At 71.6% G+C, this 24,991-nt stretch carries 23 protein-coding genes; 19 read left to right on the plus strand and 4 right to left on the minus strand.

The window, feature by feature from the left end; translation table 11 throughout:
- The 12 genes from priA (at position 1) to ACZ5UI_RS03970 (ending at position 12,271) form a co-directional block, all read left to right on the plus strand.
- On the plus strand, positions 1–2,016 hold the full coding sequence (priA, locus tag ACZ5UI_RS03915; RefSeq protein WP_464194422.1) for a replication restart helicase PriA: 2,016 nt from the start codon (positions 1–3) through the stop codon (positions 2,014–2,016).
- 10 nt (positions 2,017–2,026) lie between these two features.
- Positions 2,027–2,602: a peptide deformylase gene (gene def / locus ACZ5UI_RS03920; RefSeq protein ID WP_464194424.1), complete on the plus strand. Its 576-nt coding sequence runs from the start codon at positions 2,027–2,029 to the stop codon at positions 2,600–2,602.
- Positions 2,599–3,459 (plus strand): methionyl-tRNA formyltransferase, encoded by an 861-nt coding sequence (locus tag ACZ5UI_RS03925; RefSeq protein ID WP_464194426.1) that lies wholly within the window; start codon positions 2,599–2,601, stop codon positions 3,457–3,459. The genes def and ACZ5UI_RS03925 overlap by 4 nt, the downstream gene beginning before the upstream one ends.
- A 151-nt stretch (positions 3,460–3,610) precedes the next feature.
- The gene (locus tag ACZ5UI_RS03930; RefSeq protein WP_464194428.1) at positions 3,611–4,069 is read left to right on the plus strand and encodes a hypothetical protein; all 459 of its coding nucleotides are present in this window, start codon (positions 3,611–3,613) and stop codon (positions 4,067–4,069) included.
- A complete protein-coding gene (gene rsmB / locus ACZ5UI_RS03935; protein ID WP_464194430.1) occupies positions 4,062–5,315 on the plus strand; it encodes a 16S rRNA (cytosine(967)-C(5))-methyltransferase RsmB in 1,254 nt (417 codons plus the stop codon). Before ACZ5UI_RS03930 ends, rsmB begins: the two co-directional genes overlap by 8 nt.
- A gap of 5 nt (positions 5,316–5,320) precedes the next feature.
- Entirely contained in the window at positions 5,321–5,533 is a 213-nt protein-coding gene (locus tag ACZ5UI_RS03940) for a YfgJ family double zinc ribbon protein (protein WP_464194432.1), read from the plus strand.
- Positions 5,530–6,180, plus strand: coding sequence for a ribulose-phosphate 3-epimerase (gene rpe / locus ACZ5UI_RS03945; protein WP_464194434.1), 651 nt, complete (start codon positions 5,530–5,532; stop codon positions 6,178–6,180). The genes ACZ5UI_RS03940 and rpe overlap by 4 nt, the downstream gene beginning before the upstream one ends.
- A 51-nt stretch (positions 6,181–6,231) precedes the next feature.
- The gene (locus ACZ5UI_RS03950; protein WP_464194436.1) at positions 6,232–6,594 is read left to right on the plus strand and encodes a response regulator; all 363 of its coding nucleotides are present in this window, start codon (positions 6,232–6,234) and stop codon (positions 6,592–6,594) included.
- Positions 6,591–8,339, plus strand: coding sequence for a sensor histidine kinase (locus ACZ5UI_RS03955; RefSeq protein ID WP_464194438.1), 1,749 nt, complete (start codon positions 6,591–6,593; stop codon positions 8,337–8,339). The genes ACZ5UI_RS03950 and ACZ5UI_RS03955 overlap by 4 nt, the downstream gene beginning before the upstream one ends.
- Positions 8,324–8,968 carry a response regulator transcription factor gene (locus ACZ5UI_RS03960; protein ID WP_464194440.1) on the plus strand — a complete coding sequence of 215 codons (645 nt, stop codon included), beginning with the start codon at positions 8,324–8,326 and terminating at the stop codon, positions 8,966–8,968. The genes ACZ5UI_RS03955 and ACZ5UI_RS03960 overlap by 16 nt, the downstream gene beginning before the upstream one ends.
- A 52-nt stretch (positions 8,969–9,020) precedes the next feature.
- Positions 9,021–9,728 carry an ABC transporter ATP-binding protein gene (locus tag ACZ5UI_RS03965; protein WP_464194442.1) on the plus strand — a complete coding sequence of 236 codons (708 nt, stop codon included), beginning with the start codon at positions 9,021–9,023 and terminating at the stop codon, positions 9,726–9,728.
- Entirely contained in the window at positions 9,728–12,271 is a 2,544-nt protein-coding gene (locus ACZ5UI_RS03970) for an ABC transporter permease (RefSeq protein ID WP_464194445.1), read from the plus strand. Before ACZ5UI_RS03965 ends, ACZ5UI_RS03970 begins: the two co-directional genes overlap by 1 nt.
- On the opposite strand, the gene ACZ5UI_RS03975 is transcribed toward ACZ5UI_RS03970, so the two are convergent.
- Genes ACZ5UI_RS03975 through ACZ5UI_RS03985 form a run of 3 tightly spaced genes read right to left on the minus strand, consistent with a single transcriptional unit; the run spans position 12,254 to position 15,094 of the window.
- Positions 12,254–13,495, minus strand: a complete 1,242-nt coding sequence (locus ACZ5UI_RS03975; RefSeq protein WP_464194447.1) for a lipopolysaccharide biosynthesis protein — start codon at positions 13,493–13,495, stop codon at positions 12,254–12,256. The two genes, ACZ5UI_RS03970 and ACZ5UI_RS03975, sit on opposite strands and share 18 nt — an antisense overlap.
- Complete coding sequence (locus ACZ5UI_RS03980; protein ID WP_464194449.1) at positions 13,482–14,105, minus strand: class I SAM-dependent methyltransferase; 624 nt, start codon at positions 14,103–14,105, stop codon at positions 13,482–13,484. Before ACZ5UI_RS03980 ends, ACZ5UI_RS03975 begins: the two co-directional genes overlap by 14 nt.
- Positions 14,102–15,094: a glycosyltransferase family 2 protein gene (locus tag ACZ5UI_RS03985; RefSeq protein ID WP_464194451.1), complete on the minus strand. Its 993-nt coding sequence runs from the start codon at positions 15,092–15,094 to the stop codon at positions 14,102–14,104. Before ACZ5UI_RS03985 ends, ACZ5UI_RS03980 begins: the two co-directional genes overlap by 4 nt.
- A 31-nt stretch (positions 15,095–15,125) precedes the next feature.
- On the opposite strand from ACZ5UI_RS03985, the gene ACZ5UI_RS03990 reads away from it, so the two are divergent.
- Genes ACZ5UI_RS03990 through ACZ5UI_RS04000 form a run of 3 tightly spaced genes read left to right on the plus strand, consistent with a single transcriptional unit; the run spans position 15,126 to position 19,896 of the window.
- Entirely contained in the window at positions 15,126–16,850 is a 1,725-nt protein-coding gene (locus ACZ5UI_RS03990; RefSeq protein ID WP_464194453.1) for a glycosyltransferase family 39 protein, read from the plus strand.
- A complete protein-coding gene (locus ACZ5UI_RS03995; RefSeq protein WP_464194455.1) occupies positions 16,847–18,400 on the plus strand; it encodes an ArnT family glycosyltransferase in 1,554 nt (517 codons plus the stop codon). Before ACZ5UI_RS03990 ends, ACZ5UI_RS03995 begins: the two co-directional genes overlap by 4 nt.
- Positions 18,397–19,896 (plus strand): hypothetical protein, encoded by a 1,500-nt coding sequence (locus ACZ5UI_RS04000; protein WP_464194457.1) that lies wholly within the window; start codon positions 18,397–18,399, stop codon positions 19,894–19,896. Before ACZ5UI_RS03995 ends, ACZ5UI_RS04000 begins: the two co-directional genes overlap by 4 nt.
- Positions 19,897–19,899: 3 nt before the next feature.
- Here ACZ5UI_RS04000 and ACZ5UI_RS04005 read toward each other — a convergent pair whose 3' ends face one another.
- Positions 19,900–21,450 (minus strand): TolB-like translocation protein, encoded by a 1,551-nt coding sequence (locus ACZ5UI_RS04005; protein WP_464194459.1) that lies wholly within the window; start codon positions 21,448–21,450, stop codon positions 19,900–19,902.
- 131 nt (positions 21,451–21,581) lie between these two features.
- Between ACZ5UI_RS04005 and ribD the strand changes: the two genes are divergently transcribed.
- The 4 genes from ribD to ribH are packed head-to-tail and all read left to right on the plus strand — an operon-like array spanning position 21,582 to position 24,980.
- The gene (gene ribD / locus ACZ5UI_RS04010; RefSeq protein ID WP_464194461.1) at positions 21,582–22,700 is read left to right on the plus strand and encodes a bifunctional diaminohydroxyphosphoribosylaminopyrimidine deaminase/5-amino-6-(5-phosphoribosylamino)uracil reductase RibD; all 1,119 of its coding nucleotides are present in this window, start codon (positions 21,582–21,584) and stop codon (positions 22,698–22,700) included.
- Entirely contained in the window at positions 22,700–23,284 is a 585-nt protein-coding gene (locus ACZ5UI_RS04015) for a riboflavin synthase (RefSeq protein WP_464194463.1), read from the plus strand. The genes ribD and ACZ5UI_RS04015 overlap by 1 nt, the downstream gene beginning before the upstream one ends.
- Positions 23,281–24,555, plus strand: a complete 1,275-nt coding sequence (locus ACZ5UI_RS04020; RefSeq protein WP_464194465.1) for a bifunctional 3,4-dihydroxy-2-butanone-4-phosphate synthase/GTP cyclohydrolase II — start codon at positions 23,281–23,283, stop codon at positions 24,553–24,555. The genes ACZ5UI_RS04015 and ACZ5UI_RS04020 overlap by 4 nt, the downstream gene beginning before the upstream one ends.
- Positions 24,552–24,980 carry a 6,7-dimethyl-8-ribityllumazine synthase gene (gene ribH / locus ACZ5UI_RS04025; protein WP_464194468.1) on the plus strand — a complete coding sequence of 143 codons (429 nt, stop codon included), beginning with the start codon at positions 24,552–24,554 and terminating at the stop codon, positions 24,978–24,980. The genes ACZ5UI_RS04020 and ribH overlap by 4 nt, the downstream gene beginning before the upstream one ends.
- Positions 24,981–24,991 lie beyond the last annotated feature (11 nt).

Raw genomic sequence — 24,991 nt, forward strand, 5'->3', positions numbered from 1 at the left:
GTGCCGAGGATCGCCCGCGTCGAGCCGCTCACGACGGCCCGCGCGCTGCGCGGCCCGTTCGACTATCTCGCGCCGGAGGACATCGGCGTCGGATCGCTGCTGCAGGTGCCCTTCGGCCGGCGCGAGGTGCTGGGGATGGTCGTCGGGCTGGCCGACCACACCGAGGTGCCGGCCGAGAAGCTCGTGCGCCCGCGGCGGGTCCTGCCGCAGTCGCTGCCCCCCGAGCTGGTCGACCTGGCCTACTGGATGGCCCAGGAGTACTGCTCCACCTTCGCGCGCGCCGTCGGGCTGATGCTGCCCCCGTCCCGGGTGCGTGAGAAGACGTCGCTGTGGGCCGAGCGCGCCGATGTCGAAGGCCGGCTGACCGAGGCCCAGCGGGCGCTGCTGGACTCGCTGCCGCGGCTGGCCGGCCCGGACCTGGCCGCCCTGCGGAGATTGGAACGCCGGGGCTTCGTGACGCTCACGCCCCGCGCGCAGCGCCGCGCCCCCACGCACACGACCGTCGGCGCCCACAAGCCCCAGCCGCCGCTGACCGCCGATCAGGCCGCCGCCCTGGCCCGGATCGAGGCGGCGGGGCCCGACGAGCGCCTGTTGCTGCACGGCGTCACCGGCTCAGGCAAGACCGAGGTGTACCTGCGTGCCGTGGGTGGATGCCTGGACCGCGGAGAGGGGGCGATCGTGCTCGTGCCCGAGATCGCGCTCACCCCGCAGATCGTCTCGCGCTTCGTCGAGCGCTTCGGCGACACCGTCGCCGTCCTGCACTCGGCGCTCAGCGACGGCGAGCGCTTCGACGAGTGGCTGCGCCTGCGCCGGGGCCAGGCGCGCGTGTGCGTCGGCCCACGGTCTGCCGTGTTCGCGCCGATCTCCCGGCTCGGCCTGATCGTCATCGACGAGGAGCACGACCCGTCCTACAAGCACGAGGGCGACCCGCGCTACGACGCCCGCCTGGTCGCCGAGCAGCGCGGCGCGCTCGTCGTGGCCGGCAGCGCCACGCCCCGGCCCGAGAGCTTCGCCACGATGCGCCGCATCGTCCTGCCCAAACGCGTCGACGGCCAGCGGCTGCCGCCGGTCCAGATCGTCGACATGCGCGAGCAGCGCGGCGCCCTGCACCCGACGACCTACCAGGCGCTGCTGGACGCGCCCAAGGCGATCGTGCTGCTCAACCGCCGCGGCTGGTCGAACTTCCTGACCTGCCGCACCTGCGGGCGCGCCTGGGAGTGCCCGCAGTGCGACGTCACGCTCGTCCTGCACCGGGCCGGCAGCTACCTGGCCTGCCACCACTGCGGCCACCGCGAGGGCGTGCCCACCCGCTGCCCGGACTGCGGCTCGGTGTCCGTCACCCGCCACGGCGCCGGCACCGAGCAGCTGGCCGACGAGCTGGCCAACACGGGCCTGCGCACGATGCGCCTGGACGCCGACGTGGGTCGCGCGGGCGAGGTGCTGGCCGCCTTCGAGCGCGCCGACCGCGCCGTGCTGGTGGGCACGCAGGTCGTGGCCAAGGGGCACGACTTCCCCGACGTGACGCTCGGCGTGGTGCTCGACGCCGACGCGACGCTGCGCTTCCCCGACTTCCGCGCCGAGGAGCGCACGTTCGCGCTCGTCGCCCAGCTGGCCGGCCGCGCGGGCCGCGGGCCCGGCGGGGGCCGGGTGATCGTGCAGACGATCGCGCCCGACGCCGAGGCGATCCGCGCCGCCGCCCGCCACGACAGCGACGGCTTCCTGGCCGGCGAGCTGCGCCGCCGCGAGGCGCTGCGCTACCCGCCGTACTCGACGCTGATCCGGGTCGTCTGCTCGTCGGAGAAGCCGGGCCTGGCCCTCGAGGTCGCCGCAGCCGTGCAGAAGCGGCTGCCCACCTCGCTGGGACCGGCGCCGCTGTTCCGCCTGCGCGGCCGCGAGCGCGCCCAGGTGGTCATCAAGGCGACCCACCGCGAGCGCGCGGTGGCGGCCGTCGGCGCGGCCGTCGACGCCGAGCACCGGCGCGACATCGCGATCAGCGTCGATGTCGATCCGCAATAGCATCGAGACCGTGGCCGAGCACGAACAGGAGCCCATCGAGGAGGCTCCCGAGCCCTACGAGATGGACGAGGAGACCCGCGAGCGGCGCGCCGCCGCGCTGGCCCAGATCGTCCAGTACGGCGACCCGGTCCTGCGCGCCAAGGCGCTGCCCATCGAGCTCTTCGACGACGAGCTGCGCCGCGAGGTCGACCGCATGGGCCATCTGATGACCGACGCGATCGGGATCGGCCTGGCCTCGACCCAGGTCGGCCGCCTGCGCCGCCTGCTGGTCTACCGCGTCGAGCACGACAGCCCGATCATCGCGCTCATCAACCCGGTGATCGAGTGGTCCTCCAAGGAGGACGAGACCGGCGAGGAGGGCTGCCTCTCGCTGCCCGGCGTGGTCGTCGAGGTCGATCGGCCGCTGCACGTCCGCGTGCGCGCCCAGGACGAGTACGGCGAGACGACGCTGATCGAGGCATCGGGCCTGGAAGCGCGGGTCATCCAGCACGAGATGGACCACCTCGACGGCGTGCTGATCCTCGACCGGACCTCGCGCGAGCAGCGCAAGAACGCCGTGCGCGCGCTCCGCGAGCGCGTCGCGTGAGCATCGCCTACCTGGGCACCTCGGAGTTCGCCGCCGACCTGCTGCGGCGGCTGGTCCAGGCCGGCCGGGCCCCCGCGCTCGTCGTCACCCGTCCCGACCGCCCCAAGGGCCGCGGCCGCAAGCTGTCCTCGCCGCCCGTGGCCGACGTGGCCCGCGAGCTGGGTCTGGAGCTGGCCCAGCCGGACGACGTCAACGGCTTCGCGCCGATCCAGGGGCTGGACCAAATCGTGGTCTGCGCCTACGGCGCGCTGCTCAAGGAGCCGTTGCTCAGCGAGCCGGGGCTCCTGAACGTGCACCCGTCGCTGCTGCCGCGCTGGCGTGGCGCCGCGCCGATCGAGCGCGCGATCATGGCCGGCGACGAGGAGACCGGGGTGGCGATCATGCGCCCGACCGCGGGCTTCGACGAAGGCCCGGTGTGCGCCGTCCAGCGTGAGCCGATCAGCGCCACCGACGACTTCGCCACGCTCTCGCGCCAGCTCGTCGACGTCGCGGCGGAGCTCCTCGTCGGCCTGGAGGCGCATCCGGTGTTCGTGGAGCAGCCGACCGTCGGGATCGTCTACGCCGAGAAGATCGGCCCGGCCGACCGCACGCTCGATCCCACGCGGTCCGCCGTCGAGCTCGATCGCGTCGTGCGTGCACTGCACCCGCACATCGGCGCGCGCCTGGAGTCCGGGATCGGCGTCCAACGCGCCCGCCCGCTGCCCGACGTGGAGGCACCCGCCGGCCTCTCGCGCGACGGCGACCGCCTCCTGCTCGGCACCGCCGCGGGTGCCCTCGAGCTCCTCGAGGTCCAGCCGCCCGGCGGCCGCCCGATGGACGCGGCGTCCTTCCTCCGCGGCCGCGGCCTGCCCACGTGAGCCGGATCTGCGTCGGAATCGGCGCGAAACTGCGCAATCGCGGGCCGCGCAGCACCCGCGGTGCCACGATGAATTCCGCATGACGTCTCAAAATCGAAAAGCGCTAGCGACGGCTAGCACCAGTGCTAGCCGCCGCTAGCGGAATCTCGTTTTGACAGATCAATCCGATTTCGATCCCGAGCGTCCGCCCATCCGCGGCTGGTTGGGCAACAACCCGGTCGTGGACATCAACGGCGTGCCCGAGGAACACTGGCTCACGGTCATGGAGCGGTTCCACCCGAGCACGTACGGCATGGTCCATGCGGGCTTCACGGGTTCGCTCGAGGCAGTCGGTCGGCTCGGAGTGGCCCTTGGGGAAGCCCGGCTCAACTACAGCGACGGGCGGGTCCGGGTCCCCGCAGACGCGGTCGCGAATCCGCCGGGCCTGCCCACGCCGCACCTCGAGCCGCCGGACCATCGCCAGCGTCAGGTGAACTTCCGGCTCAAGGCCGACCACTACAAGGCGTTGGCCCGGGCCGCGGAGCTCCTGAACATGCGACCGACCCGGCTGGCCAGCCTCCTGGTCATCCGTGGGGTCGACCAGATCCTGCGCGAGGCCCGCAGTGGCTAGCCCGGCGCGACAGGCCGCCTATGCGGTCGTGCGGCGCGTGTTCGAGCAGGGCGCCTACGCCGACCGGGCGCTGCGGCGCGTGACCGAGGGCCTGGACCCGCGCGAGCGGGCGTTCGCCACGCAGCTGGCCTACGGGACGGTGCAGCGCAAGCTCACGCTCGACCACCTGGCCACGCAGTTCGCCCGCCGCCCCGCCGAGGAGCTCGATGCGCCGGTGATCGCGGCGATCCGCCTGGGGCTCTACCAGCTCGCCTATCTGGACGGGGTGGCCGCGCATGCCGCGGTCGACGAGTCCGTCGAGCTGGTCAAGGCCGACGCGCCGAGGGCCACCGGGCTGGTCAACGCCGTCCTGCGGCGCGGCGCCAAGGAGGCCCGCGGGCTGGTCGCCGCGCTGCCCGACGACACGCCCGACGCGGCGGCGATCGCGCACTCGGTGCCCCGCTGGCTGGCCGGGATGTGGTTCCAGCAGCTCGGGGCGCAGGACGCGCGGGCGCTGCTGGCCGCGTCCAACCGCCCGGCCGAGCACGCGCTGCGGGCCAACACGCTGGTGCTGACCGCGCCCGAGCTGCTGGCCGCGCTGCCCGTGCCCGCGCACCTGGGGCCCGAGCCGGTCGAGGCGGTCGTGGCCGACCGGGCCTTCGACGCGCACGGCTCGCCGCTGTTCGCCGCCGGCGCGCTGCTGCCGCAGTCGCGCGCGTCCCAGCTCGTGGCCCACGCGGTCGATCCGCAGCCGGGTGAGCGGATCCTCGACCTGTGCGCCGCGCCGGGCGGCAAGACCACGCACATGGCCGCGCTGATGGGCAACCAGGGCGCGATCGTCGCGGTCGAGCGCAACGCCGCCCGGGCCGAGCAGCTGCGCGACACCGCGGCCCAGCTGCACGCCTCGATCGTCGAGGTGGTCAAGGCCGACGCCAGCCAGCCGGTCGACGGGGTCTTCGACCGCGTGCTCGTCGATCCGCCGTGCAGCGGGCTGGGCACGCTGCGCAGCCGGCCCGACCTGCGCTGGCGCACCGATCCGGCCCAGATCCAGGCCGTCGTGGCCGAGCAGCGCGCGATCCTCGACGTCGCGGCCGCCGCGGTGAAGCGCGGCGGACGCGTCGTCTACTCGACCTGCACGATCAGCGCGCTGGAGAACGAGATGCAGGTGGGCCGGCGCACGGACCTGGAGATCGAGTCGACCCGCACGACGTATCCGCACCGGGACGGCACGGACGGATTCTTCATCTGCGCCATGCGTAGGCTGTGAGCCGCATGGAACTCGGTCCTGAGTGCCCCAACTGTCACGAGCCGTGGCTGCGCCCGACGAACCTCGCGGGCCGCTATCGCTGCGTGTACTGCCTGCACCGCTACGAGCTGCGGTCGGTGTGCCCCAACTGCGGCGAGCACTCGACGATCGTGCGCATGTCCTCGACCGCCACCACCCAGTGCAACGCCTGCGGTGACAGCATGCTGCTGCCGATATGAGCGTCGCGCCCTCGATCCTGTCGGCGAACTTCGCCCGCCTGGGCGACGACGTGCAGCTGGTGCTCGACGCGGGCGCCGACACGATCCACTTCGACGTCATGGACGGCCAGTTCGTCCCGCCGATCACGATCGGCGCCGACGTGGCCAAGGCGATCACGCCGGCGGTGCACGCGGCCGGCGCGATCCTCGACGTGCACCTGATGGTCGACCGGCCCGAGCGCCACGTGGACGCGTTCGTCGACGCGGGCGCCGACCGCATCCTCTGCCAGGTCGAGTCCACGCCGCACATCGCCTACGCCATCAAGCAGATCCGCGACGCCGGCCGTTCGCCCGGTGTGGTGATCAACCCGGGCACGCCCGTCGAAGCGGTCACCGAGCTGATCGACGACGTCGACGTGATCCTGTGCATGACCGTGAACCCGGGGTGGGGCGGCCAGAAGTTCCTGCCCGGTTCGTTTCAGAAGATCGCCCGGCTCAAGGCGCTGGTCGGCGACCGCGCGCGGATCGAGGTCGACGGCGGCGTCGACGCCCGGACGGTCGGCGGCTGCGCCCAGGCGGGCGCCGAGATCTTCGTGGCGGGCAGCGCGATCTTCCACGCGCCCGATCCGGTCCAGGCGTTCCACGAGATCGCCGCCGCCGCGATGTAGTGGTAGCCGTACCCGGACCGCGGTTCAGATTGACGATCATGCAAACAGACCATGGCCGTCACCGTCCTCATCGTCGATGATCATCCGAGCTTCCGGGCGACCGCCCGGCTGCTGCTCGAGGTGGAGGGCTACGACGTGGTGGGGGAGGCCAAGGACGGCCACGAGGCGATCGCGCAGGCCAACCGGCTGCGCCCCGACCTCGTGCTGCTCGACGTCAACCTGCCCGACATGGACGGCTTCCAGGTGGCCAGCCGCCTGACGGCGCGCAACGGCGGCACGGTGCCGCCCGCGGTGATCCTCATCTCCAGCCGCGATCCGTCCGACTTCGGCTCGCTGGTCACCAACAGCGGCGCGCGGGGCTTCATCCCCAAGGCCGACCTCTCCGGCGACTCACTGGCCGCGCTGCTGGGATGAGCACCCGGCGGCTGCTGTGGCTCGTCGGCATCGCCGGGGTCGCGCTCGGCGTCGGCGTCGCGGTCCTCCTGGCCACCCACGCCTACGGCGACGAGCCCGGCGGCATGATCGCCGCGGCGCTGCTGATCGGCTGGTCCTTCCTGGGCACCGGCCTGTACGCGTGGGCCTCGCGACCGCACAACCGCATCGGGAAGCTGATGGTCGCCGTCGGGTTCTCGTGGATGATCGTCATCGCGGCCAACACCGACGTCGCGCTGATCTTCACCGTCGCCAGCCTGGCCGCGGCGCTGCCCTACGCGCTGCTCGTGCACCTGCTGCTGGCCTATCCGTCGGGGCGCCTGCGCACGACGCTGGAGCGCCGGTGCGTCGCGCTCGCCTACTTCGACGTGACGGTCGGGGTGCTCCTCTACCAGGTGTTCGACGCCAACCTGCCCGACGAGCCGGACGCGCCGCCCAACCTGCTGATGATCTCCGACCAGCACGGGCTGTCGGACGCGATCCTCGCCGTGGTCACCCTGCTGGGCGTGGTGTTGGTCCTGGTGGCCAGCGTGCTGCTCGTGCGCCGCTGGCGGGCGTCGCCGCGGCCGCAGCGGCGGGCGATGGCGCCCGTGCTGTGGACCGGCGCGCTGCTGCTGGCCACGCTCGCCCTGTCGTTGCTGGCCGACAACGTCGCCAACTCCGACGCGCTGGAGAACACGTTCGGCGGCTTCGCGCTGCTGTTCCTGCTGGCCATCCCGTACGCGTACCTGGCCGGCCTGCTCGGCCTGGGCTGGTCGCGCGGGCAGATGATGGGCTCGCTGATGGGCGGGTTGAACGCCGCCCAGGAGCGCCAGTCGGTGCGCGACGCGATCGCCGAGGCGCTCGGGGATCCCAGCGTGGTCGTCGTGTTCAAGCGCCGCGAGCGCGACGAGTGGGTCGACGCCCAGGGCCAGCGGATCGAGCTCTCCGACGGGCGCGAGGTGACGGCCATCCGCCGCGACGGCGAGGTGATCGGCGCGCTCGTGCACCGTCCCGCGCTGTCGGACGATCCCGAGCTGCTCACCGCGGTGGCCGACGCGGCCGCGCTGGCGCTGGACAACGAGCGCCTGGAGGCCGAGCTGCGCGCCCGCGTCAGCGAGCTGCAGGAGTCGCGCGCGAACATCATCGCCTTCGGCATGGCCGAGCGCCGGCGCCTCGAACGCGACCTTCACGATGGCGCTCAGCAGCGGCTGGTGGCACTCTCCCTGCAAGTGAACCTCGCCCGTGCCAAATTGGAGGACGACCCCGCGACCGCCGCGACGCTGCTGGACAGCGCCCGCGACGAGCTGCGCCAGGCCCTGGACGAGCTGCGCGAGCTGGCCCGCGGCATCCATCCGGCGATCCTCACCGACCAGGGCCTGGGTCCCGCGGTGATCGCGTTGGCCGAGCGCTCGCCCGTGCCCGTCGAGGTCGACGCGATGCCGGGACGGCACGACGCGCTGCCCGGGCAGGTCGAGGCGGTGGCCTACTTCGTCGTCTCCGAGGCGCTGGCCAACGTGGCCAAGTACGCCCACGCCAACCAGGCCAGCGTGCGCGTGCGGCGGCTCAACGAGCACGCGGTGGTCGAGGTGCGCGACGACGGCATCGGCGGCGCGGACGCCTCGCGCGGCAGCGGCCTGCGCGGCCTGGCCGATCGCGTCGCCGCGCTCGACGGCCAGCTGCGCATCGAATCCCCGATCGGGGGCGGCACGATCGTGCGCGCCTACATCCCGTGCGCGTCGTCGTAGCCGACGACTCCGTCCTGCTGCGCGAGGGCCTCGTGCGCCTGCTGGCCGAGGACGGCTTCGACGTGGTCGGCCAGGCCGGCGACGCCGAGGACCTGCTGCGCAAGGTCGGCGCGCACCGGCCTGACGTGGCCGTGGTGGACGTGCGCATGCCGCCGACCCACACCGACGAGGGGCTGCGCGCGGCGGCGGAGATCCGCGAGCGCTTCCCGGAGACCGCCGTGCTGGTGCTCAGCCAGGTGATCGAGCCGGGCTCGGCGCTGGAGCTGCTGACGGCCAGCGCCGAAGGCGTCGGCTACCTGCTCAAGGACCGCGTGGCGGACATCGACCGCTTCACCGAGGCGGTGCGGCGCGTGGCCGACGGCGGGTCCGCGCTGGACCCCGAGGTCGTCTCCACGCTGCTGGGCCGCCGCCGCCGCGACGACCCGCTGGCCGACATCACCGCCCGCGAGCGCGAGGTGCTGGCGCTGATGGCCGAGGGGCGCTCCAACGGGGCGATCGCCGGGCAGCTGGTGGTCACCGAGCGCGCGGTCGAGAAGCACGTGACCTCGATCTTCGGCAAGCTCGGGCTGACGCCCGCGGCCGAGGACCACCGGCGCGTGCTGGCCGTGCTGACGTACCTGCGGGCGTAAGAGTGCGGTTAGCCGTATTGGAGCCTCGGCTCCGAGCGGCGAAGCTGGCCCCATGACTTCCGCCGACATCGTCTCCGCAACCGACCTCGTGCGTCGCTACGGCGAAGGCGAGGCCGCCGTGAACGCGCTGGCCGGCGTCACCGTGGGCTTCGCCGCCGGCCAGTACGCCGCCATCATGGGCCCCTCGGGCTCGGGCAAGTCGACGCTGATGCACTGCCTGGCCGGCCTGGACCGCCCGAGCAGCGGCTCGGTCGTCGTCGACGGCGTCGAGATCGCCAAGCTCGATGACAAGCAGCTGACCAACCTGCGCCGCGACAAGATCGGCTTCATCTTCCAGTCGTTCAACCTGCTGCCGGTCCTGACCGCGGAGGAGAACATCCTCCTGCCCCTGTCGATCGCCGGACGCAAGCCCGACCAGGCCTGGTACGAGCAGCTGGTCGAGACGGTCGGTCTGAAGGACCGCCTGACCCACCGCCCCTCGCAGCTCTCCGGCGGCCAGCAGCAGCGGGTCGCCGTGGCCCGCGCGCTCGTCTCGCGCCCGTCGGTGGTGTTCGCCGACGAGCCGACCGGCAACCTCGACTCCAAGGCCTCGGCCGAGGTGCTGCACCTGCTGCGCACGTCGGTCAACGAGCTCGGCCAGACGGTGATCATGGTCACCCACGACCAGGAGGCCGCCGACGTGGCCGACCGCATCGTGACGCTGACCGATGGCCTGATCGTCGAGGACCGGCGCGTCCAGGCCGCGGCGGGCGTGGCCTGATGCTCAAGCTCTCGCTGCGCAGCTTCGGCGCGCGCAAGATGCGCGTCGCGCTGACGCTGATCGCCGTCGCGCTGGGGGTGGCCCTGATCTCGGGCACCTACATCCTCACCGACACGATCAACAAGTCGTTCGACAACATCTTCCAGACGGCGGCCAAGGGGACCGACGTCTCGATCACCCCGCGCGACGCCGTCGACGCCGACGCCAGCCAGACGTCCAACACGATCCCGGCCGCGTTCCTGGCCGACATCCAGAAGCAGCCCGGCGTGGAGGCGGCGGCCGGCGCCGTGGAGACGTCGGACGTCGCGCTGTTCAAGGCCGACGGCGAGCGCGTCGGCCGGGCCGGTGGCGCGCCCACCTCGGTGCAGTCCGCCACGCCCAAGCCGTTCGACGCGCTCACCTACACCCAGGGCCACGCTCCGGAGAACACCGGCGAGGTCGCGCTGCTGCAGTCGACCGCCGAGGACGCGGGCATCAAGCTCGGCGACACGGTCGACATCGCCGGCGACGGGCCCAAGGAGCCGCTGAAGGTCGTCGGCCTGGCCAAGTTCGGCGGGGTCTCCAGCGTCGGCGGGTTCGTGCTCGTCGTCACGTCGCTGGAGCAGGCCCAGAAGCTGGCGGGCACCCCCGACTCCTACGACGAGATCCTCGTCGCGGCCAAGCCCGGCGTGTCCGAGACGCAGCTGCGCGACCAGCTGCGCCAGGTGCAGGCGCCCGTGGCCGTCAACGTGCGCACCGGTCAGCAGCAGGCCGACCAGAACGCCGACGACATCCACCAGGCGCTCAGCTTCCTGACCACCGCGCTGCTCGTGTTCGGCGGGATCGCGCTGTTCGTCGGCGCGTTCATCATCTTCAACACCTTCTCGATCACGGTGGCGCAGCGCATCCGCGAGTTCGCGCTGCTGCGCACGCTGGGCGCCTCGCGCGGCCAGGTGATGCGGTCGGTGCTGTTCGAGGGCCTGATCGTCGGTCTGCTCGGCTCGATCCTGGGGCTGCTGCTCGGCCTCGTGCTCGCGCCGGGCCTGCGGGCGCTGTTCAAGGCCGTCGGCGCCGATCTGCCGTCCGAGGGAACGGTCGTCGAGACCCGCACGATCGTGGTCTCGCTGGTCGTCGGCACGCTGGTCACGGTGCTCAGCGGCCTGGCTCCGGCGATCCGGGCCACGCGCGTCCCGCCGGTGGCCGCCCTGCGCGAGGGGGCGATCCTGCCCAAGTCCAAGGGCGCGCGCTTCATCACGCCCGGCGGCGCCGTGCTGACCATCCTCGGGTTCGTGGCGCTGGCCGCCGGCCTGTTCGGCGGCGCGGGGGTCGCGCTCGTCGGCCTGGGCGCCGGGCTCGTCTTCATCGGCGTGGCCCTGCTCAGCCCCAAGCTGGTGCCGCCGCTGGCCGGCACGATCGGCCGCGCCTTCCCGGGCGTCGTCGGGCAGCTGGCCCGCGAGAACGCGGTGCGTCTGCCCGGACGGACCGCGGTGACGGCGGCGGCGCTGATGATCGGCGTGACGCTCGTCGCGTTCGTGTCGATCTTCGCCCAGGGCCTGAAGGCGACGATCTCCGACGCCGTGGACACGGCGGCCCGGCCCGGCACGCTGATCATCCAGAACACGGGCTCGGGCTCACCGCTGCCGCCCGCGGTCGGCCAGGGCGTCGGGGAGATCCCCGGGGTGAAGACGACGGCGCCGGTGATCTTCTCGACCAGCCGGATCCAGGGGATCGCGGGCAAGACCGGGGTGACCGGGGTGTCGAAGAACCTGCCCACCGTCTTCCAGACGCAGTGGGACCAGGGCGACGACGCCGTGTTCCGGGATCTGGGCTCCAGCGGCGCGGTCCTGACCAAGGACTTCGCCGACACCAACGACCTCAAGGTCGGCGCCCAGCTGGACATGCTGACGCCCACGGGCAAGCGCGTCGACGTGACCGTCAAGGGCATCACCGACGACAACTCCAACCTGTTCGCCCCGGTCACCGTCAGCGACGAGCTGGCCCGGTCGGCCTTCGGCGAGCGCAACGACGCGCTGGTGTTCGCCGGCGTGGATCCCAACGACGAGAAGCAGGTCAAGGCGACGATCGACGCCGCGCTGGAGAAGACGTTCCCGATCGCCGAGGCGCTGACCATCCAGGAGTTCAAGGACCAGCAGGCCGGCCAGATCAACCAGGTCGTGATCCTGTTCTACGTGCTGCTGTCGCTGTCGGTGATCGTCTCGCTGTTCGGCATCGTCAACACGCTCGTGCTCTCGATCTACGAGCGCACCCGCGAGCTGGGGATGCTGCGGGCGATCGGCACCTCGCGCACGCAGGTCAAGCGGATGATCCGCTTCGAGGCCGTGATCACCTCGCTGATCGGCGCGGTCATCGGCATCGTCATGGGGCTGATATTCGGCATCGCCGTGACCGAGGCGCTCAAGGACGACGGGCTCGTGCTGTCGATCCCGATCCTCCAGCTGGTGATCCTGCTGATCCTCGGTGGCCTGGCCGGCGTGGTGGCGGCGATCGCCCCGGCGCGCCGGGCCGCCCGGCTCAACGTGCTGGACTCACTGGCGTACGAGTAGACCGGCGAGCAGGGCGGTGGCTGCTGCGTAGCCGATCTCGGCGCGCAGCAGCTCGCTGTCCACGATCGGCAGCAGCGTCCACACGACGAAGAGCACGGCCACCGCAGCCCAGCAGATGACCGCGCGACCGGCCTGCCCTCGAGCCAGCTTGGCCTGGTTCAGCGTTCCCGCCATCAGGTGGAAGCCCATGCCGATGCCGAGCAGCGCCAGCCCGACGCGGCCGTAGTCGTAGTCCTGGCCGAACACGTGGGACATCACCCAGGGCCCGATGGCCAGCAGCCCGATGGCCACCGCGCCGGCGAAGCCGCCGATGACCAGGATGGTCAGGCGGATCGCCCGCGCGAACGCCTCGTGTCCCTCGGTCGCCTCCAGCCCGGTCAGGTGCGGCAGCAGCGACGTCTGCACGGCCTGGAACAGCTGCAGCGGCGCCCGCGTGATCAGGAAGACGTTGAACACGATGCCGGCCAGCGCCGCATCGGACGCCGTGATCTCGGTGGTCAGGACCGCAGCGTTGAGCAGCGTCTGCTCGGCCAGCATGATCCCGGCGACCGCCAGCGCGAAGCTCGTCGACTCGGCCGCGGTGATGCCCTCGGCGACCTCTTCGGCATCCAGGTCCAAGGCGGGATCTCGGCGGGAGAAGGCCAGCGGGACGACGAACAGCGAGAGGGCGGGCGCGGCGGCGATGCCCAGCGCGACGACGTCCTCGCCCGACGCGATCCCCACCGCGACCGCCAGCGGGAACAGGAACCGGGAGATCGACTCCATCAGCACGAGCCCGCCGTAGAGCCCGAACTGCTGATGTCCGGCCAGCCAGCCGCGGGCGAAGTACGACGCCGCGTAGAACAGCGTGCCCAGCGTGAAGACCCAGTACAGCGTGGCCGAGCCGTCGAACAGGTCGTCCTGGATGGGCCCGCGCAGGGCCAGCGCGATGACCAGGAAGAGCGCGGCGAACGTCGCCTGCAGCAGCATCGGCGTGCGCAGCGCGTGGCGGTGGATGCCCAGCGCCCGGTTGCGGGCCAGCGTGCGCGACAGGAGCTGCTCGATCGGCCGGTAGATGACCGAGATGACGACGAACATCACCGACCACAGCACGTCCAGGCTCTTGGCCTCGACCTCGCCGACGACGTGCGAGGCGACGGCGAAGTAGGCGAAGGTGAAGACCCCGGTGGCGGCGATCCCGATGCTCAGGATCCGCGCGCCACGTCCGTAGCTAGAGCCGGACAAGCAGCATGGTCCAGGGGAAGGGCGACCGCGCCTCGACCACCGTTCCGTGCTGGCTCAACAGCTGGACGAAGGAGCGCTTCGACCAGTGGTTGAGATGGCCCGGCGTGTTGCCGAGGTCCTTCCAGTAGGCGCCACGCGCCATGTTCAGGCCACGCCACAGCGGCTCGCGCGGGACGCTCACCAGCAGATACTTGGAGGCGCAGCGCGCCATCTCGGCCACCGTGTGCGGCGCGTCGGGCACGTGCTCGAGCACCTCGATCGCCGTGGCCACCTCGAACTCGTTGTCGGCGAACGGCAGGTTCTCGGCCTTCATGATCTTGTACTCGAGGTTGGGCACCTGGCGCTTGGCCCACTCGGCCTGCAGGTGCGGATCCTCGAGGTCGATCCCGACGACGCGGCCGGGGATCTGCTTGGCCCACTCCTGCACGAGGACGCCCTCGCCGCAGCCCACGTCCAGCAGCGTCTGCGGCTTGGCCTGCGCGAAGAGCTCCTCGAGCGTGCGCTCGAAGCCGGCCATCAGCCGCTTGACCACCGGGTTGGTCGACCCGTACTTGTCGTACGTGTTGCCGGTGACGGTGCCCTCGGCGTCGACGGTGACGGACGGCGTCATACGTTCGCGGTCTCCTTGTTGCCCGGCTCGTAGTGCGAGGGCGGGATCTCCAGCTGCAGTTCGATCCGGCGCACGCGCTCGAACACGCGCTGCTGCATGAGCCGGTTGGCGGCCATCAGGTCGCCCAGCACCCCGAGCGCGCCGAGCAGCAGCGCCGCGTTGAACAGCACGGCGCCGAGGATCAGCGACTGCACGTGGCCCGCGCCGTCGCCGTCGATGTAGAAGTACAGGTAGCGCGCCCACACGATCACGGCCAGCACGCCGATCAGCGCGGCCATCGACCAGAAGATGCGCAGCGGCTCGTACTGGCTGTAGATGCGGAAGATGGCCAGCGCGTTGCGGCGCACGTAGGACCACATCGACGGGAACAGCCGCGACTCGCGCGTCTTGGGGTTCGTGCGGATCGGGACGTGATCGGTGGCGACCAGCAGCTTGCCCGCCTGGATGATCGTCTCCAGCGTGTACGTGTAACGCGAGACGACGGCCATCTGCAGGGCGGCCTCGCGGTTGTAGGCCCGAAAGCCGGACGTCGTGTCGGGCACGTCGGTGCCCGAGGCCTGGCGCACGACCCACGAGCCCAGGCGCTGCAGCGAGACCTTCAGCGGCGAGAAGTGCTCGATCGTCTCGACCTGGCGGTCGCCGACGACCATGTCGGCGTGCCCGGCCAGCACCGGGCCGACGAGCTTGGGGATGTCCAGCGCCGAGTACTGGTTGTCGGCGTCGGTGTTGACGATCACGTCGGCGCCCAGCTTCAGGCACGCGTCCAGGCCCGCCTGGAAGCCGGCGGCCAGGCCCTTGTTGTTCGTCAGGCGCACGATGTGGTCGACGCCGGCGGCGCGGGCGACCTCGATCGTGCGGTCCGTCGAGCCGTCGTCGATGATCAGCCATTCGACCCGGTCGAAGCCCTCGACATCACGCGGCAGATCGGCCAGCGTGGCGGGGAGTTGCTCCTCTTCGTTGAAGCAGGGGATCTGGATGATGAGCTTCATCGGCGGCCCTGGACGGTACCGTGCCGTGGCCATGACTCGCCGCCAACGCCTGCGCCAGGAAGGGCCCGCCCTCGCCCTCTTGGCCCTGATGCTCGCGGTCGGGCTGTTCCTCCGGCTCCACAACAACGACTACGGGCTGCCGTACGTCTACTACGCCGACGAGGGGTCGCATTTCACCAACCGCGCGGTGGAGATGCTGGCCGGGGACCAGAATCCGGGCTACTTCCAGAACCCGTCGGCCTTCACCTACCTGGTCGAGGTGGCGCTGCGGCTGTACTTCGGCCACGGCTGGATCTTCGGGGACTTCCGCAACGTCATCGACGCCTACGGCGAGAACCCCACGCGCATCTACGAGATCGGCCGGTCGGTCGCCGCGCTGCTGTGCATGGCCGGCGTGGCCGGGGTGTACGCCGTCGGACGCTCGCTGTTCGACCGGCGCACCGGGCTGATCGGCGCGGCGATCCTGTGCTTCTCGTTCCTGGCCATCGCGTACTCGCGCATCGCGGTGACCGACACCGGCACGCTGCTGCCGGTCGTGCTGGCGCTGTGGTGCGCGATCCGGCTGCAGGAGCGCCAGACCTGGCGCTGGGCCGCCGGCGCCGGCCTCGCGGTGGGCGTGGCGGTCGGCTTCAAGTACACCGCCGGGCTGGTGCTGCTCGCGCCGCTGCTGGCGCTGGCCTGGCCGCTGTCCAAGGCGGTCGTGCGCAACCGGCTGATCTCGCTGGGGGCGATGGTCGCCGCCACGCTGATCGCCTTCTTCATCACCACCCCGTTCTTCTTCCTGGACTTCTCCACCGCGGAGCGTCAGCTCCGGGCCCAGGCCGATCTGGCCGGCGGCATCGCCAAGTACGGCCAGGAGTACGACAACGGCTTCGTCTACTACGGCAACAGCCTGCTCTGGGGCCTGGGCTGGCTGGCGCTGATCGCCGCGGTCGCCGGCTTCGTGCTGCTGTGGCGGCGCGACCGCGCCCGCGCCGCGATCCTGGCCATCTTCCCGATCGTCCTGTTCCTGTACCTGGCCACCCAGGAGCGCTACTTCGGCCGCTGGCTGCTGCCCTGCTACCCGGCGCTCGCCCTGCTGGGTGGCTACGCGGTCATCCAGGGCGTCGCGGCCCTGCGGCGCCTGCCCGCCCGGCTGGTGCCGGTCACGCTGGCCGTGGCCACGGTCCTGCTGGTCTGGCAGGGCTTCGCGGCCGGCACGCGCTCGATGGCCGTGCTCGGCCACACCGACACGCGCGACGCCGCGCGGGCCTGGCTGGTCGACAACGAGAAGCCGTCGCTGCGGGTGATCATCGAGCCGGCCGTGCCCGCGCGCTGGTACTGGCAGCTGCGGCGCTCCAACGGCGAGCGGATCCCGCACCGCAAGCAGTTCGTGCGCGCGTTCGCGCGGGACATCAAGGAGACGCGCATCGAGTACGGGCGCACGCTGTCGCCCGCGGTGATCGACACCTACCGCCGCAACGGCTTCTGCCTGGTCATGACGATGAGCCTGATCGCCGGCCGCTCCACGCAGGCCCGGGATGCGCGGGCCAACGCATACTACGACCGCCTGCGCGCCGAGTCCAAGCGCGTCTTCCACGTGAGCCCGCTGCGCGTGGGCGCGACCCCGCAGCCGTTCAACTTCGACCTGTCCTACAACTACTACTCGCCGGCCTACCAGCGCCCGGGGCCCGAGATCAACATCTACCGCCTGCGCGACTGCGTCCAGCAGTACGGCACGTCCGAGGTCGGCGCCGGCACCCCCGCCCTGCAGTGATCACGCGCCATCGCACCACCTGGCTGGCCCTGGCCGGCATCCTCGCGCTGGGCCTCCTGCTGCGGCTGTGGAACATCGACCACGACCTGCCCTACGTCTACAACAGTGACGAGGCCGAGCACTTCGTCCCCAAGGCGGTCGAGATGCTCGGCGGGTCGCTGAACCCCGGCTACTTCGAGAACCCGCCGGCGCTGACGTACCTGCTGTTCGTCCTGTACAAGGTCGGCCTGGGCGCGGGCGACCGCTTCGAGCTCGCGCGGATCGTCGTCGCGCTGATCGGGACCGGCGTGATCGGGCTCGTCTACTGGGCGGCGTGGGAGTTCACGCGCCGGCGGACGGCGGCGATCCTCGGCGCCGCGGTGATGGCCGTGGCCTTCCTGCCGGTCTTCTACTCCAAGCACGCGCTCAACGACGCGGTCACGATGGCCCCGGTGGTCGTCGGGCTGGTCGGTTGCCTGTTCGTCTACCGCCGCGGGCGCACCGCGGACTGGGTCTGGGCGGGCGCGGCCATCGGCGTCGCCTGCGCCGTCAAGTACACCGCCGGCGCGCTGCTGGTCATGCTGCTGATCGCCGCCGCCCTGCGCGTCTACGACGACCGCACGCAGCTGCGCAGCGCGCTCATCGGCCTGGTCATCGCCGGCGCCTGCTTCTTCGCCGCCTTCGCGATCCTCAACCCCTTCGGCGTGCTGCACCCGGGCGAGCTGCGCAGCCAGGTCTCCGGCCAGTCCAGCCAGGCGGGCACCACGAAGCTGGGCCAGGACGAGCTGCCCGGCTGGTGGTACTACCTCGGCTCGATGACCTGGGGCCTGGGGTGGGTCCCGCTGATCGCGGCGATCGGCGGCGGCGTCGTGCTGATCCGGCGCGACTGGAAGCTCGCGCTGCTGCTGGTCGTCTTCCCGATCCTCTTCTGGCTGTACATGTCGACCCAGACGCGCCACTTCGGCCGCTGGCTGATGCCGATCTACCCGTCGCTGTGCATCCTGGCCGCGATCGGCGCGGTGGCCCTGATCGACCGGCTGCGCTGGCGACCGGCGATCCTCACCGGCCTGTTCGCCGTGCTGCTCTGCGGTCAGGGCCTGGCCGCGTCCGTGCACATCGACCGGGTGTTCGGCCGCGCCGACACGCGCACGCTGGCCCGCGGCTGGATGACCCAGAACATCCCGGCCGGCTCGAAGATCGTGGTCGAGCCCTTCGTGCCGGCCAACTGGGTCCCCAAGCGCTTCGAGAAGTGGCCGGTGCCACGGCCCTACCAGGCCTACGAGAAGAACCTCACGCCCCAGCTGGTCGACCAGTACCGCACCCAGGGCTACTGCTGGGTCGTCGTGGGCAGCCACCAGAAGGACCGTGGGCTGTCGGCCGGCCTGGGCAACGCCTACCGCTACTACCAGGCGCTCGACGCCGCGACGGACCAAACCGTGACCTTCAGCCCGTATCGCCAGGGCCAGGGCCCCGTGCGCTTCTCCTACGACGACTCGTTCAACTACCGGCCCTCCGCCTTCGAGCGCCCGGGCCCGGTCGTCGAGATCCACCACCTCGCGGACTGCCCATGACGATCGCCGAGCGGTTCGAGCGCCACTGGAACGCCGCGTGGGGCTGGGCGCTGGTCTGCGTCGGCGTGGTCGGCGCGCTGGTCGTCTTCGTCACCCGGCCGACCTATCCCAACTACGACACCTACTACACGCTCGTGTGGGGCCAGCAGGTCTTCGACGGCCGGCTGCCCGACTACCACACGTTCCGCCCGCCGACCCCGCACCCGCTGGCCACGTTCGTGGGGTGGCTGGCCGCGCCGTTCGGCACCGACGGCGACCGCCTGCTCGTGCTCGCCTCGCTGCTGCTGTTCGTCGGCCTGCTGGTGATCATCTTCCGCTTCACGCAGCGCCTGTTCGGCTCGCTGATCGCGCTGATCGCCGTCGCCGCCGTGCTGCTGCGCACCGACGTCGAGCTGCTGGCGCTGCGCGCGATGGCCGACCTGCCCTTCTACGTGCTCGTCTTCGGCGCCGCCGCCTACGAGCTGCGCCGACCCAGATCGGGCTGGCCGGTGCTCGTGCTGCTCGCCCTCGCCGGCCTGCTGCGCCCCGAGGCCTGGCTGATCAGCGGCGTCTACTGGCTCTACCTGATCCCGGTGAGCACGCGGCCGCAGCTCTTCCGCCTGGCCCTGCTGGTCGCCTCCGCACCGGTGCTGTGGCTGGCCGCGGACACGCTGGTCGAGCACGCGCCGCTGTACTCGCTGACCGAGACGCGCGACGTGGCCGGTCAGTTCGGGCGCAACCGCACGGTCTTCGAGGCGATCGGCCTGATCCCCGACCACCTGGGCGCGACCGACAAGATCATCAACTTCGGCGTCGGCGGCCTCGGGTTCCTGCTCGCGCTGGCGCTGCTGCGCAAGCGCGCGCTCGTGCCGCTGGCGCTGGGCCTGCTCGGGCTGCTGACCTTCCTGCTGATCGTGGCCGCGGGCCTGTCGGCGATCCCGCGCTACCTGACGATCCCGTCGCTGCTGCTGACGCTGTGCGTCGCGGTGTCGGTCGCGGGGTGGACGGTGGCCCGCGAGCGCTGGTTGAAGATCGCCGCGATCGTCGTCGCGGTCATCTCGGTGGCGGCGATCGTCCGCCAGCTGCCCCAGCTGAACAAGGACCGCAAGACGATCATGCACCAGGCCACGTTCGTCGGCGAGCAGCACCGCGACCTGTTCGCGGTCCTCGACGACCCCGCGGTGGTGCCGCTGATGCAGAACCGCAACTGCTGGCCGATCACGACGCCGACGCACTCGGCGATCCCGGTCGTGCGCTACGAGACGGGGCTGCCCAAGCGGGCGCTGCAGGCGTCCATCCAGCAGAACAACCCGCCGAAGTACGGGCTGCTGCTGATCGGCAAGACGTTCCAGTTCGAGCCGTCGGCCGCGCGCCGGTCGATCGGCACGGGCGGCTCGGCCTCGGCCAAGTGGTGGTCGAACGTCAAGCTCGGCAGCTTCCACAAGGTGGCCAAGCAGGGGCGCTGGTCGGTGTGGGCGAGATGTCGCCCACAGCAGACCAGCACCCCGACTGGCTGAGACCTACTGGACGCCGAGGTAGCGGACGTAGACCAGGTCGAACGGCGCCGGGAGACCCGGGTTGCCGAGGACCAGATCGATGTCCGCGCCCTGGGAGACGAAGCCCACGTAGTTGCCGCGCGACGAGGTCGCGGGGCGCTCCGAGGCGACGTTCAGGTAGTTGCCCTTGACCTGCCCGGGGGGCGGGCTCGAGCGCGACTCCAGCGACACGTTGCCGGTCGGGCGGTTCCACAGGAACATGTCGCGGACGCCGTTGCTGTCGTCCTTGATGCTCGACGACTCCTTCAGGTTCGTCGCGATCGAGTCGTACAGCACGAACTCGCCGGCCCCCGTGATCGAGGGGTTGGACGACTCGGCGTTGGCCAGCGCGGTGGCCTTCGACTTCGACGCCGCGCAGACGACGCGCTTGCCGGCCTTGGCGCAGGTCGGCGGGATCCGGCGGGCCAGATCGCCCGACAGGTCCATCTCGACGATGTCCTGCGCGCCGTTGGAGTCGCCGGGGAGGATGTTCGACGCGGTCGTCTGGAAGGCGACGAAGTTGCCGTCGTCGGAGACGTCCGGGTTCGACGACGAGCCGTTGCCCGACGTGCGCCCGTTCGTCGAGGTCGACACCAGCACGGTGTTGAAGCCCAGCGTCTGGACGCCGTTGCCGTTCCCGCTGCGCTTGAACGAGCGCGCGAAGGTGCGCTCGAACACGTCGCTCTGGCCGTTGCCGTCGCCGCGCGTCAGGTTCGAGGCCCGCGAGCTGAACACGACCGCCTTGCCGGCCCGCGCGAAGGCGGGCTCGCTGGCGTCCGCGTTGGCCGCCGCGCCCGACTTGCTCGAGGAGGCCAGGAACGTCAGGCCGGAGAAGCCGGCGTCGGCGCCCGAGCCGCTGATGATGTGCACGTAGACCTGCTTGAGGCCGTTGCCCTGCGCGGTGCGGGCGGTCTGCCAGTTGGCCCGCGCCGTCTTGGTCAGCGCCAGGTTGGTGGCCTGCGAGGTGAAGGCGACGCGCTCGCACGCGCCGTCGATCGAGACCTCGGTGGTCGGGCCGTTGGCCTGCTCCCCGTTGGAGCCGACCGACACGCGGGTCGTCGTGTTGGTGCGCAGGTCGCGCACGAACGCGTCCGGCTGGCCGTTGGTGTCGTTGGCCACCAGGTTGGAGGCCGACGAGATGAAGGCCACGCAGTGCGGGTCGTGGTTGGCATCGCCGTCCAGCGAGGGCAGCGACGACGGGCCGTTGGCGGGCTCGCCGGCGGCGCCGACGGAGGCCAGGACGGTCGGCCCGATGATCCACTCGGTGCCGTTGACGCCCCACGGCTGGGCGCGCTGCACGACGTACACGTCGGTCTGCCCGTTGGTGTCACCGGGCAGGATGTTCGTCGCGTCGGACTCGTAGGCCATCAGGCGCGCGATCCGCTGATCGTGCGAGATCGCGGGGTTGCGCGACGGGCCGTCCGGATATCCGCCGGTGGCCGACCGCGACAGCAGGAACGTCGTGCGGGTGCCGGCGGCATCCGCGATGGCCGGAACGACGAGGCCAAGCGCGACGGTGGACAGGGCGGCGCCCAACAGGGCGCTCCCGCGGGGTGAGGGTGGCTTCACAGAACTTGGCCTTGGTTTCGTGGGGACGGACAAGGGTTCCGAGCAACATCGGTCGAGAGGGGCCTGAGCTTGAGGGGGCGTATCCTCCAGGATCCGGCATGCCGTCGACAACCGACACCGACCTGCTCCACCTCTCGCGAGCCATCGATCTGGCCGAGGAGTATCCGGGACGGGCCACACCGAACCCGAACGTCGGAGCCGTCGTTGTTCGGGACGGGACAGTCGTCGGGGAGGGCGCGCACCTGCGCTACGGCGGTCCGCACGCCGAGGTGGAGGCGATCGCCGCCGCCGGCGAGGCCGCGCGCGGCGGCACGATCTACGTCTCGCTGGAGCCCTGCGCCCACCACGGCAAGACGCCGCCCTGCACCCAGGCGATCGTCGACGCCGGCATCCGGCGCGTCGTCGTGGCCTCCGACGACCCGTCCGAGAAGGCCGCCGGACGGGGCCTGGGCATCCTGCGCGACGAGGGCATCGACGTGGTCGTGGCCGACGGCGAGCTGGCCGCCCGCGCGCGGCTGGCCAACCAGGCCTTCCGCAAGCACGCGCGCACGGGGCGCCCGTGGATCCTGTTCAAGTCGGCGATGACGCTGGACGGGAAGGTGGCCACCCCGACCGGCGACTCCAAGTGGATCTCCGGCGAGTCCAGCCGCCTGCTGGCCCACCACTGGCGCGCATCGGTCGACGCGGTCGGCGTCGGCGTCGGCACCGCCCTGGCCGACGACCCCCAGCTCACCGCCCGCATCGACGGGGTCGTGCGCCAGCCGCGGCGCATCGTGTTCGACTCGCAGGCCCGGCTGCCGCTGGACAGCAAGCTCGTGGTCGCCGCGTCCCAGGTTCCGCTGACCGTCGTCGTCTCCCGCGCCGCCGACCGGCGCGACCTCGAGGGCCTGGAGGCGGCGGGCGCCGACATCGTCGTCGCCTCGGGCGAGAACGAGCCCGCGCGCGTGCGCTCGGCGCTCGTGCAGCTCGGCGACCTGGGCGTCACCTCGATGCTGCTGGAGGGCGGGCCGCACCTGGCCGGCGCCTTCTTCGACGCGGGCGAGATCGACGAGGTGCGCCTGTTCCTGGCGCCGCTGCTGGTCGGCGGTCGCGCCGCGCGCGATCCGCTGGAGGGCGAGGGCGTCGAGCGCATCGCCGACGCCACGCGGGCGCTGACCATGAGCTGCGAGCGGATCGACCGCGACATCCTCGTCAAGGCTCGCCTGAAGGAGTGGTGATGTTCACGGGCCTGGTGGAGGACCTCGGTGTGGTGACGCGGGTGGAGGAGACGCCCGACGGCGTCCGCCTGGCCGTGCGCACGACGCTCGCCGGTCAGCTCTCCGAGGGCGACTCGATCGCCGTCAACGGCGTCTGCCTGACCGCGGTCGGCCCGGACGGCGAGCGGTTTCGGGCCGACGTCATGAACGAGACGCTGCGCCGCTCGTCGCTGGCCGGCCTGCAGACCGGTTCGACGGTCAACCTCGAGCTGGCCCTGCGCGCCGACGCGCGCCTGGGCGGCCACATCATGCAGGGCCATGTCGATGGCGTGGCCACCGTCCGCGAGGTGCGCCCGGAGGGCTTCTCCCGGGTGGTCACCTTCGACGCCGACCCCGGCCTGCTGCGCTACGTCGTCGAGAAGGGATCGATCGCCGTCGACGGCATCTCCCTGACCGTCAGCGCGGTCTCCGACGACTCCTTCGCCGTATCCCTGATTCCCGAGACACTCGAGCGGACGACGCTCGGGGCCGCCGCAGTCGGGCGACCCGTGAACCTGGAGGTGGACGTGCTCGCCAAGTACGTCGAGAAGCTGGTGGCCCGATGATGAGTCGCACAACGCCGTTCGCGACCGTCGCCGAGGCGATCGAGGACATCCGCTCGGGGCGGATGGTCGTCGTCTGCGACGACGAGAATCGCGAGAACGAGGGCGATCTGACGATGGCGGCGCAGTTCGCGACGCCGGACGCGATCAACTTCATGGCCAAGGAGGGGCGCGGGCTGATCTGCCTGACGCTGACGCCGGAGCGCTGTGAGGAGATGGGCCTCGACCTGATGGCGGCCAAGAACGAGTCCGCGTTCGAGACCGCGTTCACCGTGTCCGTCGAGGCCCGCGAGGGCGTGACGACGGGCATCTCCGCCGCCGATCGCGCGCACACGATCCAGGTGGCGATCGATCCCGAGTCGGCGCCGCGCGATCTGGTGCAGCCCGGACACGTGTTCCCGCTGAAGGCCAAGCCGGGCGGCGTGCTGGAGCGCACGGGGCAGACCGAGGCGGCGGTCGATCTGGCCCGGCTGGCCGGGTTGAACCCGGCCGGGGTGATCTGCGAGATCATGAACGACGACGGCACGATGGCCCGCGTGGACGACCTGGTCGGCTACTGCGAGCGCCACGGGCTGAAGATGATCACGGTCGCCGATCTGATCGCCTACCGGCGCAAGCATGACAAGCTGGTCGAGCGGGTCGTCTCCACGGTGCTGCCGACGACGTTCGGCGACTTCGTGGCCGTGGGCTACCGCTCGCTGGTCGACGACAAGCATCACGTCGCGCTGGTCAAGGGCGATGTCGAGGGGCGCGACGACGTGCTCGTGCGCGTGCACTCGGAGTGCCTGACCGGCGACGTGTTCCACTCGCTGCGCTGCGACTGCGGCGAGCAGCTGGAGTCCGCGCTGTCGATGATCGAGCGCGAGGGCACCGGCGTCCTGCTCTACCTGGCCCAGGAGGGCCGGGGCATCGGCCTGCTGAACAAGCTGCGCGCCTACAAGCTGCAGGAGCAGGGCCTGGACACCGTCGACGCCAACCTGCAGCTCGGCCTCCCCGCCGACCTGCGCGACTACGGCATCGGCGCCCAGATCCTCAACGACCTGGGGCTGTCCTCGATCAAGATCCTCACGAACAACCCGAAGAAGATCCTCGGGCTGGAGGGCTACGGGCTGTCGGTCAGCGAGCAGATCCCGATCGAGCACCTGCCCAATCCCTACAACGAGGACTACATGCGCACGAAGGCCGACCGCATGGGCCACATCCTCCACCACCAGGGTGTCGACGTCGACGAGGACATGCTCCGCGCCGAGCACGAGCGGGACCGCGCCACGTGAGGGTCGCGCTGTGCGTGGCCCGCTTCTACGAGGACCTGGCCCAGCGCCTGGAGAACGGCGCGCGGGCGGCCTTCGCGGAGGGCGGGATCACCGAGGTCGAGCGCTACGACGTGCCGGGCGCGTTCGAGCTGCCGATGGCGGCGAAGCTCGCCGCTGAGACCGGCCGCTACGCGGGCGTCGCCTGCCTGGGCGCCGTGATCCGGGGCGAGACCGACCACTACGACTGGGTCTGCCAGGAGTCCGCCCGCGGGATCCAGGACGTGCAGCTGCGCACCGGAGTCCCCTGCGCGTTCGGGGTGCTGACCGTCGATTCGATGGATCAGGCGCTCGCGCGCTCCGGCGGCGACAAGCGCGACAGCGGCCGCCACGCCGCCGACGCGATCCTCGCGCTGATCGCGGTCAAGGAACAGACCGCGGCTCGATAGCCTGCCCATCC

The sequence above is a fragment of the Conexibacter sp. JCM 18997 genome (assembly GCF_055391915.1).